The organism is Paracoccus saliphilus (assembly GCF_028553805.1).
Taxonomy (GTDB): domain Bacteria; phylum Pseudomonadota; class Alphaproteobacteria; order Rhodobacterales; family Rhodobacteraceae; genus Paracoccus; species Paracoccus saliphilus.
This window is the reverse complement of sequence record NZ_CP067140.1, coordinates 3,417,013-3,429,671: the sequence shown is the minus strand read 5'-3', so window position 1 is coordinate 3,429,671 and position 12,659 is coordinate 3,417,013. Positions and strand designations below refer to the sequence as shown.

Below are 12,659 nucleotides of genomic sequence, written 5' to 3'. Positions count from 1 at the left end.
ACCGTTTCCGCCAAGCCGACACCGCCTCAATGCAGTGTCGCGTCCGGTTTCGGCCCTTCGCCGATCGCGCCCAGCTTCTGCCCGGCCTGTCCGACGCGGCTGCCGACCAGCAATCCGTCTTCGCCTGCGCCCACATGCACGGTCTGACCGTCCTGCACTTCGCCTGACAGCAGCAATTCGGCCAGCGGGTCCTGCAGCGCGCGCTGGATCACCCGCTTGAGCGGGCGTGCGCCGAAGACCGGGTCATAGCCCTGATCGGCCAGCCATTTGCGGGCGTCCTCGTTCAGGTCCAGCGAGATCTTGCGCCCGGCAAGTCTCTCGTCGAGCCTCTGAAGCTGGATCTTGACGATGCCATCCATGTTCTCGCGCGTCAGACGGCGGAAGATGATGATCTCGTCCAGCCGGTTCAGGAACTCGGGGCGGAAATGCACCCGCACCGCGTCCATCACCTGCGCCCGCGCATCGCTCGAGTCCGCCTCTTCGGGCAGTGTCGACAGCGCCTGCGAACCAAGGTTGGAGGTCAGGATGATCAGCGTCTGCTTGAAATCCACCGTCCGGCCCTGGCCGTCGGTCAGCTTGCCGTCATCCAGCACCTGCAACAGCACGTTGAAGACATCGGGATGCGCTTTTTCGACCTCGTCGAACAGGATCACCTGATAGGGCCTGCGCCGCACCGCTTCGGTCAGCACGCCGCCCTCGTCATAGCCGACATAGCCCGGAGGCGCGCCGATCAGTCTTGCCACGGAATGTTTCTCCATGAATTCCGACATGTCGATGCGGACCATCGCCTGGTCGTCGTCGAACAGGTAATCGGCCAGCGCCTTGGTCAGTTCGGTCTTGCCGACGCCGGTCGGGCCGAGGAACAGGAAGCTGCCAAGCGGCCGGTTCTCGTCATTCAGCCCGGTTCGCGCCCGGCGCACCGCGTTGGATACCGCGATCACCGCCTCGGATTGCCCGATCACACGACCGGTCAGCACGTCTTCCATCTTCAGCAGCTTCTCGCGCTCGCCTTCCAGCATCCTTGCCGTCGGGATTCCGGTCCAGCGCTCGACTACCCCGGCGATCTGCTCGGGAAGGACGGCCTCTTCGACCATCGGGCCGTTGGCTTCTTGCGTCTCGGACTCGGACAATTGCTTCTCGAGCCCCGGAATGATGCCATAGGACAACTCGCCCGCGCGGGCGAGGTTGCCCTCGCGCTTGGCTTGGTCCAGCTCGGCCCGGGCGCGGTCAAGCTGTTCCTTCAGCCCCCGCGCGCCTTCCAGCTTGTCACGCTCGGCCTGCCAGCGGGCGGTCATCTCGGCGCTGCGCTCCTGCAGGTTCGACAACTCCTTTTCCAGCCGCTCCAGCCGATCGCGGGAGGCGCTGTCTTCTTCTTTCTTCAGCGCCTCGGCCTCGATCTGCATCTGCAGGATCTGCCGATCCAGCGCATCGAGTTCCTCGGGCTTGCTGTCCACCTCCATCCGCAACCGGCTGGCGGCCTCGTCCACCAGGTCGATGGCCTTGTCCGGCAGGAAACGGTCGGTGATATAGCGATTCGACAGCTGCGCCGCCGCGACCAGTGCCGCGTCCGAGATCCGCACGCCGTGGTGAAGTTCGTATTTCTCCTTGATGCCGCGCAGGATGCTGATCGTATCCTCGACGGTCGGCTCCTCGACCATCACCGGCTGGAAGCGGCGGGCAAGGGCGGCGTCCTTCTCGATATACTTGCGGTATTCGTCCAGCGTCGTGGCACCTACGCAGTGCAACTCACCCCGCGCAAGGGCGGGCTTGATCAGGTTGGCCGCATCCATGGCGCCATCGGTCTTGCCGGCGCCGACCAGCGTATGCAGCTCGTCGATGAACAGCACGATCTCGCCCGCGGCGGCCTCGATCTCTTTCAGGATCGATTTCAACCGCTCCTCGAACTCGCCGCGATACTTGCTGCCCGCGATCAGCGCGCCCATGTCCAGCGCCATCAGCCGCTTGTCGCGCAGGGATTCCGGCACATCGCCATCGATGATCCGCAGCGCCAGCCCCTCGGCGATGGCGGTCTTGCCGACACCAGGCTCGCCGATCAGCACCGGGTTGTTCTTGGTCCGGCGGCTCAGCACCTGCATGGCGCGACGAATTTCCTCGTCACGGCCGATGATCGGGTCGATCTTGCCCTGTTCGGCGGCCTCGGTCAGGTCGCGCGCATATTTCTTGAGCGCCTCGTAACCATCCTCGGCCGAGGCCGAGTCCGCGGTGCGCCCCTTGCGCAGGTCATTGATCGCCGAATTTAGCTTTTGCGCCGTCACCGCGCCGGCCTCCAGCGCGTCCTTGGCGCGGGTATTCACCACCGCCAGAGCCATCAGGATGCGCTCCGCCGGCACGAAACTGTCGCCCGCCTTTTTCGCGATCTTCTCGGCCTCGTCCAGCACGCGGACCATGGAGGGGTCCACATAGACCTGCCCATCCGCACCCGAAACCCTGGGCAGCTTGGCAACCGCCTGATCCACGGCCTCGGCCACGCGCTTGGCCTCTCCACCAGCACGGTTGATCAGGTTGGACGCCAGCCCTTGGTCGTCATCCATCAATGCTTTCAGCAAATGTTCGGGAACGACCCGCTGATTTTCCTCGCGGATCGCAATGGTCTGGGCGGCTTGCAGGAAACCACGCGACCGTTCCGTGAACTTTTCCATGTCCATCGGCAGTTTCTCCTTTTGTTAGCCCCCGAGTTGGCAGACGCCCTGTCAGGCACGCCCCGGTTCGGGTCTTCGGGTAACAGATGGGATGTTTCGCGCCGCTTTCAAGCCGCGAAAACCTGTGCCATAACACCGCGATTTCGCGGCAAAAGGGGATACAGATGGATGACCGGCTGATCGTGGCGATGGATGTGCCGAACGCGGTGGCGGGGCTGGAACTGGCCGGAAAACTGGGCGACTCTGTCAGTTTCTACAAGATCGGGCTGGGGATGCTGACGGGTGGCGGGCTGGCGCTGGCGAATGAACTGAAACAGGAACATGGCAAGCGCATCTTCCTTGACATGAAGCTGTTCGATATCGGCGCGACCGTCGAGGCGGCGGTGCGCGGACTTGCCCAGTTCGACCTCGATTTCCTGACCGTGCATGGCGATCCCAATGTCATCCGTGCCGCGAAGGAAGGGGCAGGGGGCAGCGGATTGAAAATCCTCGGCGTCACCATCCTGACCTCGCTGGAGCGTGCCGACCTGGACGCCGCCATGATCCGGCCCGGCGATCTGCACGAAATCACCGTCGAGCGCGCCGCCCGCGCCTTCGAGGCCGGGGCCGATGGCATCATCTGCTCGCCCCGCGAGGCGGCGGCCATTCGCGCTCTGCCGGATTCGAAGCTGATCGTCACGCCGGGCGTCCGCCCCGCGGGCAGCGATCTGGGAGATCAGAAACGGGTCGAAACCCCGGCCAGCGCCATTGCCGCCGGGGTGGATCACATCGTCGTCGGTCGTCCCGTCTGGAAGGCCGACGATCCCCGGGCCGCCGCGCAGGCCATCCTGGCCGAGATGGCGTCTCCGCAGGCGCAATATCCGAACCAGTAGCGCTTTTGCGCTGCCCCGGATGGATATTTGCATGAAGAAGAAGGGGCGGGGCCAGGCATCATCGGCGGTGCAGCATACGCTGCCTGTGTACAGGTTGTGTACGCCCTGTGCACATCCTGTGTACGGGCTGTGCGGACGGATTCCCAGCATTTTCTGGCGAAAAACGCTTCACCGTTGAGCGGCTGTGCCGATGCAACGCACGCTGCTGTTGCGCAACATGTTGCAGGCCGGATCATGACGGCTGTGGGGTGGCACGCGGGTGCTCGATGATCCGCCGGATCCAGTCCTTGAAATGCGGCACCGCGAATGGGTGGCCAAGGAATTCTTCAAGCGGCATCATGCGCCATTCCTGCCCCTCATCACCAAATTTGATTGCGGCGATCTCGTCATGCCTCAGCTCGCCGTGAAACAGCCAGGATTGCGTGCCGGGGTTCTGGTGAGAAGGAAAATCATGTCCGATCAGTCGCTTGGGCGGCATGTCGATGCCGAATTCCTCGTGCAATTCCCGCAGGGCGCATTCCACGGGTGCCTCTTCCCCCTCGCGGCCGCCTCCGGGCAGATCCCAATGGGCGGGGAAGGGGATATGATCGAAATCGTCCCGCAGGCAGGTGAGCAGCCGCTCGCCTGACATCAGCAGCAGCTTGGCGCCGTGAAAGGGAGTTTCTTCTGCGGTCAAGGGCCTGTTCCTGCCAAATCTGTCGGACGGGCTCGATCCTGCATGAACTGAGGCGGGTTTCATAGGGGGCGGGGTTCGGAATTTCGCGTTGCTGCCGCTCATCGAGTGGCGCATACCTTAATAGCAATATGAATGGCTTAGGCGTGGCCGTGAGTTTGGTCGAATGCCAGCCGATACCTCCGTGGGGGTTGACGGTCAGTTCACGGCTGGTTCAAGAACCAGCGGTGATGGGGCAGCCCGCCCCCCGCTTTCGAAGAGGCCGCATGACCGAACTGCTCGAACAGCTGACCTCGGGTGATCGCCGCGCATTGTCGCGCGCCATCACGCTGATCGAATCGACACGGGCCGATCATCGCGAACGGGCCATCTCGCTCTTGTCGCTATTGCCTCCTCGCCAGGCGCTGCGCATCGGCTTGTCGGGCACACCGGGGGTCGGCAAATCGACCTTCATCGAGGCGTTCGGCACGATGCTGACCGAACAGGGCCTCAAGGTCGCCGTGCTGGCCGTCGATCCGTCCTCGGCCCGCTCCGGAGGGTCGATCCTGGGCGACAAGACCCGGATGGAAACCCTCTCGCGCAACCCGATGGCCTTCATTCGTCCGACCCCGTCCAACGCCCAGCTTGGCGGCGTGGCGCGCCGCACGCGTGAGACGATCCGGCTGTGCGAGGCGGCAGGCTATGACGTGATCCTGATCGAGACGGTCGGCGTCGGCCAGTCCGAGACGCTGGTGGCCGAGATGTCGGACCTGTTCACGCTGCTGCTGGCCCCGGCGGGCGGGGACGAGTTGCAGGGGGTCAAGCGCGGCATCATGGAGATGGCCGACCTGATCCTCGTGAACAAGGCCGATGGTGATCTGTTGACGACTGCCCGGCGCACCGTCTCGGATTATTCTGGGGCATTGCGGTTATTGCGCAAACGGCCGCAGGATCCCGAGAGCTTTCCCAAGGCTTTGGCAGTGTCGGCTGCCAGCGGAACCGGGCTGGAAGAGGCCTGGGGCGAGATGCGGGCGCTGGCCGATTGGCGTCGCGAACATGGGCATTTCGACGCGAACCGGGCCGCACAGGCGCGGCATTGGTTCATGGCGGAACTGCGGGCAGGATTGCTGGCGCGGCTGGACGAGCCGGAGGTAAAGGCCGAATTACAGCAGTTGGGGGACGAAGTTGCGGCTGGTGATAGGGCACCGGGGGCTGCGGCGGCACGGATGCTGGACCGATTGAAAGGCATGTTGGGTTGAACCCGATTGTGAAATAAACGCCCGATTTTGCACCCCATTGGGCGCGCGAATCGGTTAGAAACAGGGCATGAGGAAGGATATCGCCATGCTCGATCTACCCGAACCCGAAACGCTTTATGCTGCGTTGCTGGCCCGCGATCCCGCTTATGAGGGGCGCGCCTATGTTGCGGTCACGACGACCGGTATCTTCTGCCGGTTGACCTGTCCCGCCCGGAAACCGCGGCCCGAGAATTGCCAGTGGTTCGCTCATCCGGCGGATGCGCAGGCCGCCGGTTTCAGGCCCTGCCGCCGCTGTTTCCCCACCGGGCCCACTGCGGAAGGGGACAAGATCGTTTCCCGGCTGATGGCATTGCTGCGCGAAGATCCGTCGCGGCGTTGGTCCGAAAGCGACCTGACGGATATGGGGCTCGATCCCTCGACCGTCCGGCGCGCCTTTCGCCGCCATTTCGGCCAGAGTTTCCTGCAAATGGCGCGCGCGACACGTTTGCGGGGAGGGATGAGGACATTGACGGAGGGAGCGGCAATGATCGATGCGCAACTGGATGCCGGATTCGATTCGGCCTCGGGGTTTAGGAATGCCTTCGCGCGGCTTTTCGGCCATCCGCCGCATGTCTGGCGTGGAGCTGCCGATCTGCGTGCCGACTGGATCGATACGCCGCTTGGCGGGATGATCGCGATCGCCGATGACGAGGCGCTGCATCTACTGGAGTTCATCGACCGCAAGGCGCTGCCCGAAGGGTTACGCAAGCTGTCGGGCCTTGTCGGCGGGCGGATCGGCCTGGGCCGCAGCCATGTGACCGACAGGGTCGAGGCGGAACTGAATGCCTATTTCGATGGACGCAGTCCTCGCTTTTCCGTGCCGGTCCATATGCACGGGACCGAGTTCCAGCGCCGCGTCTGGAAGCAGTTGCGCGAGATACCGGCGGGTGAGACGCGCAGCTATGCCCAGCTGGCGAATGAGATCGGTCAGCCCACCGCGACCCGCGCCGTCGCCCGTGCCAATGCCACCAACCGCATCGCGCTGGTCGTTCCCTGCCATCGGGTCATCGGCGCGGATGGTAGCCTGACAGGCTATGCCGGCGGGTTGTGGCGCAAGGAAAAACTTATTGAGACAGAGAGAGCTTATGCCCACTGAAAAAACTTTCCATTTCTTGCACCAATCCGGTAACCCACTGGTTCTATACAATATCTGGGATGCTGGATCGGCCGAGGCCGTGGCGCGTGCCGGGGCGAAGGCCCTGGCGACGGGAAGCGCCTCGGTCGCCGGGGCGCTTGGCTATCCCGATGGCGAGGCCGTGCCACTCGATACATTGCTGCATGTCGTGGCGCGTATCCGGGCAGTGTCGGATCTACCGCTTAGCGTGGATTTCGAGGCGGGCTATGGCGAAACGCCTGGTGAAATTGCCGACAACGCCGCGCGCCTGGAGGATCTGGGCGTTGCCGGGATCAACCTGGAGGATGGAATACCGCCGGAAAGCGGCATCCGCCCCGCCGCCGAACATGCCGAGCGAATCGCCGCCATTCGCGCGCGGACCGCGCTGTTCATCAATGCCCGGACCGATCTGTTCCTACAGAACCCGCCCGATACTCATGCGGCCCTGTTGCCCGAGGCCCATGAACGTGCGGCCATCTATGCAGAGGCAGGAGCGGATGGCTTTTTCGCTCCGGGGCTGACGGAACCGGCATTGATCAGGGATTTGTGCGAAAATTGCTCACTGCCCGTGAATATCATGGCCTCGCCTGCTGCCCCGTCCATCGCCGAACTGGCCGGTTTGAAGGTGGCGCGGGTCAGTTTCGGGCCTTTCCCGTGGCGTGATGCGATGGCATCGCTGGCGCAGGCGGCATCGGAACAGCTTGGGCAAAGGGCTTGACGCGGGGCGTTGCCCGCTATAGTCACCCGCGAACGGAATTCCGGGCGCCGCTTTGCTGCGCCCTTTCACATTGGGCTGAACCTACCTGCCGGTGACGCCCGTTAAAGCTGAGACGAAGGATAAACACCATGTCGCGCGTCTGCGAACTGACCGGCAAAGGCCCGATGACCGGTAACAATGTCAGCCACGCCAACAACAGGACCCGGCGCCGGTTCCTGCCGAACCTCAACGAGGTCACGTTGACGTCTGAAAAGATGGGCCGCAGCTATTCGCTGCGCATTTCGGCCGCCGCCTTGCGCTCGGTCGATCACCGCGGTGGCCTGGACGAGTTTCTGGCCAAGGCGAAGGATGCCGAGCTGTCGGCCCGCGCTCTCAAGATCAAGCGCGAGATCGCCAAGAACGACGGCCCGGCTGAACTGCAAGCCTGATCGGGACTGTCCCGATGCAACGCTTGGCCCCGCTTTGGCGGGGCTTTTGCATTTGTGCGTGACGATGGGGCAGTTGTAGTCTGAATCCCGAAAAGGGAGTGCCCATGATGCTGCATGTCACGACCACCTGCCCGAACCTGGATTCGGCCAAACACTTGGCGCGCGAGGCCTTGCGGCAGCGCCTTGCCGCCTGTGTCAATATTCTGCCGGGAGTCGTCAGCCTGTTTCACTGGCAAGGCGATGTGGACGAAGAAACCGAACTGCAATTGACATTCAAGACAACCGAGGCCTTGGGCCCCTCTCTGGTCAAGTTGATCGAGGAGATGCATCCCTATGACTTGCCGGTCATCACATGGGAAACGGTCGGAACCACCGAGGCTGCGACAGATTGGCTGCTGTCGGAAACGCTTTGATAGGTTAGATTGGCGTTCATGCAATTTCTCCTGCGCCTTGTCCTGATCCTTTGCCTGACGTTGACCGGCGTCGGTCTGGGCATTGCGCGCGGCACCGTGCAGAGCGATGGGCAGGTGGTGATCTGCACCGGGGAAGGCGTTGTGATTCGCCATGTTCCGGGCGCTCCGGGAAAGGCGAAGGCGCATATCTGCCCCGACATGGCATTGTCACTGCTGATCGCGCCTGCCATGTCGGATGTTTCCATTCTGCGCGAACCCGATCAACGCCGCTTTATATCGCGGATTGAAGCTGCGCGGGCTATCTCTTGGCTCACGCCGACTGCGACTGCGCGCGATCCTCCGGCAAGGCCGTTCACCGTTTGATCGAACTGCCAAATCCAAAGAGGATATGTGATATGAAGACTGTTGTTTTTGCCGCGGCTGCGGTGTTGTTGCCCTTTGCCGCTTTCGCCCATGACGGTATGGCCATCAAGGAAGCCTATGCGCGCGGCGCGAACCCGAAATCGGGGGCCGCGTTCATGCTGTTGGAAAACCACCGCAAGGTCGATTGCACGTTGCAGGATGTTGCTTCGGATGCGGCTGACCGGGTGGAACTGCACACCAACAAGGAAGTCGACGGGATCATGAAGATGCAGCCGGTCGAGGGCGGCATCACGATCCCCGCCGAAGGCGAACATCTTTTGCAGCGCGGGGGCGATCACGTGATGATGATGGGTCTGAAAGCGCCGCTGGAGGATGGTCAATCCATAACCGTGACGCTGGATTTCGGAGATTGCGGAACCGAGGAGGTCGAGATGCCGGTCGATAATCAACGCAGCGCCGATCATGCAGCGCATGACGAAGCGGACGCGGCGGACGAGCATGCGGATCACTGATCGCGAATGGACGGGTGGCGGTCCTTCATCTCGGAGGACCGCCGCATCTGCTGCCTTGAGGACACGCAACCCGGTTTGGATGTTGCGAAAACATCTTGGTGAGTTGCAAAAACCGACCTGTTCGAGATACTCTTTCAGCGAGTAGAATAATCGAGCAGCCTACAGGAAACATTTATCATGAATCGCCGACAGTTGATGTCGCTGGCCCTGCCGCTGATCGCCGTTCCGTCGCTGGCGCTGTCGCAGACCGCACCCGCCGCCCCGGCAAAGGCGCAAAGCCGCGATCCCTATGCCCCGACCGAGGTCGCGATCCGCGATGATTTCGAGGTCGGAAGTATCGTCGTGGTCAGCAAGGATTTCTTCCTCTACCATGTCGTCGCTCCGGGCAGGGCGATCCGTTACGGCGTTGCGGTCGGCAAGGATGAGCTGGTCTGGAAGGGCAAGGCGACCGTCGGCCGCAAGGTCGAATGGCCAAGCTGGCGTCCCACGCAGGACATGATCAAGCGCAACCCCGATGCTTACGAGAAATACAAGGACGGTATGCCGGGCGGGCCGACCAACCCTCTGGGCGCCCGGGCGCTGTATCTCTACAATGCGAGGGGGCAGGACACCGCGATCCGTATCCACGGCACGACCGAGCCGGGCTCGATTGGCCGTGCGGTCTCGAATGGTTGCCTGCGGATGCGCAACGAGGCCGTGATGAGCCTCTTTGACCAGGTGCCTATCGGAACCCCTGTCTACGTTTTCTGAAGTTGCCGGTGAATTTGACCAGCGTAGCGGACCCTGCCTTGGCGGGGTTCGATGACATTATAGACGTGCGCTCGCCATCGGAATTCGCCGAGGATCATCTGCCCGGCGCCATCAACCTGCCTGTTCTGGATGACGAGGAACGTGCGCGGGTCGGCACGATCTACAAGCAGGTTTCACCTTTCGACGCCCGCAAGCTGGGCGCGGCGCTGGTCGCGGCGAATGCGGCCCGGCACATATCGGACGTGCTGGGCGACCGGGATGGAAGCTGGAAGGCCCTGGTCTATTGCTGGCGGGGTGGGCAGCGCTCGGGCAGCTTTGCCACGATCCTCAAGCAGATCGGCTGGCGCATCGACACGATCGAAGGCGGATATAAATCCTGGCGCGGCCTGGTGGTAGACAGGGTGCAGCACGGTGCCGTTTCCGCGCCCGTCGTGGTTCTCGACGGTAATACCGGTAGCGCCAAGACCGCAATCCTGCATCATCTGGCCGCAAAGGGTGCCCAGGTGATCGACCTCGAAGGGCTGGCCCGGCATCGTGGAAGCCTGTTCGGCGCGATGGCCGGAGGACAACCCAGTCAGAAGATGTTCGAGGGGCGTCTGGCGGTGGCACTGGAGGAACTGGACCCCGCACGCCCGGTTCTGGTGGAGGCCGAAAGCAGCCGCGTTGGGGACCTGCTGGTACCCAAGGCGTTGTGGCATGCGATCTGTGCCGCTCCGCGTATTCGGCTGGAGGTCCCGGTCAGCGCGCGTGCGGCCTACTCGGTGCGAGATTACGGCGATGTCGTGGAAAACCCCGAACGATTGAGCGCGATCATCGCCTCTTTATCGGCGCTGCACCCGGCGGAACGGATGGAGGTCTGGCGGGCACAGGTGAAAGCCGGTGACTGGAAAGGGCTCGCCGAGAGCCTGATGCGCGATCATTACGATCCCCGCTACCGCAAGCACCGGGAGCGCTATGCCGATCGCGAGAAGGCGGTCGTGCGGCTTGAGAGTCTGGACGATCTAGGCGTGGCTGCCGAACAGGTCGAGGCGGCATTGGAGCGCTTTAACGGGTAATCCCGGTCCTCCTGCGAGGCTGGATGCCTCCGGCGGAGGTATTTGTCCAAAGAAGAAGCGGCGATTTACGACGCGACACTGTTCCGGAGAAAGCGGCGGAGCAGTTTTTCCAGCTTGGCGGCACCCAAGGGGGCCATGGCCTTGGTGTGATCGTGGCTGATCGCCTCGTCGCTGAGGCCCGCCCCCATATTGGTGATGACCGAGATGGCGGCGCAGCGAATGCCCAAAAACCGTGCGAGGATGATTTCCGGCACCGTCGACATGCCGACCGCGTCGGCGCCAAGAGTTCGCGCGGCGCGTATTTCTGCCGGGGTCTCGAAACTGGGGCCCGAGAACCAGCAATAGACGCCTTGGGGAAGCGCGATATCTTCTGCGGCGGCGGCCTCTTCCAGCGCGGCGCGTATCGCGACGTCATGCGCATCCGTCAATGGCACGAAGCGGGCATCGGTCTTTTCGCCGATCAGCGGGTTGGTGCCCGCGAAGGCGATATGATCGTTGAGCAGCATCAATCCGCCCGGTGGGATATCGGCGCGAAGCGACCCGGCGGCATTGGTCAGGATCAGCTTGCCGCAGCCAAGCGCAGCCAGGACCTCGAGCGCCGGGCGCATCGCGTCGGCGCGGCCGCTTTCATAGTAATGGGACCGGCCCCCGAAGACGGCGACGCGGCGGTTTTCCAGTTCTCCGATGACCAGTTGCGGCACATGGCCCGAGACACCGGCAGGGGGAAAGCCCGGCAGATCGTCATAGGGAATCGCCACGCCCTCGACCGCTTCCGACAGATGGCCGAGTCCCGAACCGAGGATGAGCCCGTATTCCGGGGGTTCTCCTCCGGCACGCTCGCGGATCAGGGCGGCGAGCTCAACGCTCTTTGACATAGGGTTCTCCTCCTGCGCGCGGGGGGATGGCGCGGCCGACGAAGCCCGCGAGGATGATCACTGTCAGGATATAGGGCAGCGCGTTCATGAACATCGAGGGGATGGTGATGATGCCGAGATCCAGGTCGGGATAGCGGTTCGCAATGGCTTCCAGCAGGCCGAAGAGGAAGGTCGCGAACAGGGCGCTCCACGGTCGCCACTTGGCGAAGATCAGGGCGGCAAGCGCGATGAAGCCTCGGCCTGCCGTCATCTCCTTGACGAAACCCGCCGAGAGGCCGGTGGCCAGATAGGCACCGGCGAGGCCACAAAGCAGGCCGCATATGGCGATGGAGGCATAGCGCAGCCGCGTGACCGACACGCCGGCGGTATCGACCGAGGCGGGATTTTCGCCGACCGCCCGCAAACGCAGGCCGAAGCGGGTATGGAACAGTATCCACCATGTCAGCGGCACGCAGAGGAAAGCGACATAGACGAGGATCGTATGGCCCGAGATCAGATCGGAATAGATCGGACCAAGGAATGGAACATTCTGCAGGCTGTCGGCGAATGGCAGGTGGATTTCGCTGAAACGTCCTCCGCCAGTCAGGGAAGGGGTTCGGCCACCCAGGCCGAATATCCGTTGCCCCAGGAGCACCGTCATCCCCGAGGCGAGGAAATTGATCGCGACACCGGAGATCAACTGATTGCCCATGAAGGTGATCGAGGCGAGCCCATGGATCAGTGCAAGCGCCATCGAGCCGCCGATTCCCGCCAGCATCCCCAGCCACGGACTGCCCGTGGCATAGGCGACCGAGGCGGCGGAGAAGGCGGCCATCAGCATCTTGCCCTCCAGTCCGATATCGAAGACGCCCGAGCGTTCCGAATACAGCCCGGCAAGGCAGGCGAGCAGCAGGGGGGTCATCAGCCGCACGGCGCTGTCGAGGATCTGGATGATCGTTGCGAAATCCAT

General features: G+C 63.1%; 14 protein-coding genes. 10 read left to right on the top strand and 4 right to left on the bottom strand.

The window, feature by feature from the left end:
* Positions 1–26: 26 nt before the first annotated feature.
* Positions 27–2,666 carry an ATP-dependent chaperone ClpB gene (gene clpB / locus JHX88_RS16555; RefSeq protein ID WP_076524695.1) on the bottom strand — a complete coding sequence of 880 codons (2,640 nt, stop codon included), beginning with the start codon at positions 2,664–2,666 and terminating at the stop codon, positions 27–29.
* Between the two features lie 158 nt (positions 2,667–2,824).
* On the opposite strand from clpB, the gene pyrF reads away from it, so the two are divergent.
* Entirely contained in the window at positions 2,825–3,532 is a 708-nt protein-coding gene (gene pyrF / locus JHX88_RS16550; protein ID WP_076524693.1) for an orotidine-5'-phosphate decarboxylase, read from the top strand.
* A gap of 232 nt (positions 3,533–3,764) precedes the next feature.
* Here pyrF and JHX88_RS16545 read toward each other — a convergent pair whose 3' ends face one another.
* Positions 3,765–4,208, bottom strand: a complete 444-nt coding sequence (locus tag JHX88_RS16545) for an NUDIX hydrolase (RefSeq protein WP_272848073.1) — start codon at positions 4,206–4,208, stop codon at positions 3,765–3,767.
* A 263-nt stretch (positions 4,209–4,471) separates the two neighbouring features.
* Between JHX88_RS16545 and meaB the strand changes: the two genes are divergently transcribed.
* The 9 genes from meaB (at position 4,472) to mnmH (ending at position 10,835) form a co-directional block, all read left to right on the top strand.
* A complete protein-coding gene (gene meaB, locus JHX88_RS16540; RefSeq protein WP_076524691.1) occupies positions 4,472–5,443 on the top strand; it encodes a methylmalonyl Co-A mutase-associated GTPase MeaB in 972 nt (323 codons plus the stop codon).
* 67 nt (positions 5,444–5,510) lie between these two features.
* Positions 5,511–6,578 carry a bifunctional transcriptional activator/DNA repair enzyme AdaA gene (locus JHX88_RS16535; RefSeq protein ID WP_272848072.1) on the top strand — a complete coding sequence of 356 codons (1,068 nt, stop codon included), beginning with the start codon at positions 5,511–5,513 and terminating at the stop codon, positions 6,576–6,578.
* Complete coding sequence (locus JHX88_RS16530; RefSeq protein ID WP_076524687.1) at positions 6,568–7,314, top strand: isocitrate lyase/PEP mutase family protein; 747 nt, start codon at positions 6,568–6,570, stop codon at positions 7,312–7,314. Before JHX88_RS16535 ends, JHX88_RS16530 begins: the two co-directional genes overlap by 11 nt.
* Positions 7,315–7,442: 128 nt before the next feature.
* Positions 7,443–7,742, top strand: coding sequence for a 50S ribosomal protein L28 (gene rpmB, locus JHX88_RS16525; RefSeq protein ID WP_076524685.1), 300 nt, complete (start codon positions 7,443–7,445; stop codon positions 7,740–7,742).
* Between the two features lie 104 nt (positions 7,743–7,846).
* Entirely contained in the window at positions 7,847–8,155 is a 309-nt protein-coding gene (gene cutA / locus JHX88_RS16520) for a divalent-cation tolerance protein CutA (RefSeq protein ID WP_272848071.1), read from the top strand.
* An 18-nt stretch (positions 8,156–8,173) separates the two neighbouring features.
* Positions 8,174–8,518 (top strand): hypothetical protein, encoded by a 345-nt coding sequence (locus tag JHX88_RS16515; RefSeq protein WP_076524683.1) that lies wholly within the window; start codon positions 8,174–8,176, stop codon positions 8,516–8,518.
* Between the two features lie 32 nt (positions 8,519–8,550).
* Positions 8,551–9,030, top strand: coding sequence for a copper chaperone PCu(A)C (locus JHX88_RS16510; protein ID WP_076524681.1), 480 nt, complete (start codon positions 8,551–8,553; stop codon positions 9,028–9,030).
* A gap of 177 nt (positions 9,031–9,207) precedes the next feature.
* Positions 9,208–9,780 carry a L,D-transpeptidase gene (locus tag JHX88_RS16505; RefSeq protein WP_076524679.1) on the top strand — a complete coding sequence of 191 codons (573 nt, stop codon included), beginning with the start codon at positions 9,208–9,210 and terminating at the stop codon, positions 9,778–9,780.
* Positions 9,781–9,782: 2 nt separating this feature from the next.
* Positions 9,783–10,835 carry a tRNA 2-selenouridine(34) synthase MnmH gene (gene mnmH / locus JHX88_RS16500; RefSeq protein WP_076524677.1) on the top strand — a complete coding sequence of 351 codons (1,053 nt, stop codon included), beginning with the start codon at positions 9,783–9,785 and terminating at the stop codon, positions 10,833–10,835.
* Between the two features lie 65 nt (positions 10,836–10,900).
* Here the strand turns inward: mnmH and JHX88_RS16495 are convergent, their stop codons facing one another.
* Complete coding sequence (locus tag JHX88_RS16495) at positions 10,901–11,710, bottom strand: purine-nucleoside phosphorylase (protein WP_076524675.1); 810 nt, start codon at positions 11,708–11,710, stop codon at positions 10,901–10,903.
* On the bottom strand, positions 11,694–12,659 hold the full coding sequence (locus tag JHX88_RS16490; protein WP_076524673.1) for an ABC transporter permease: 966 nt from the start codon (positions 12,657–12,659) through the stop codon (positions 11,694–11,696). Before JHX88_RS16490 ends, JHX88_RS16495 begins: the two co-directional genes overlap by 17 nt.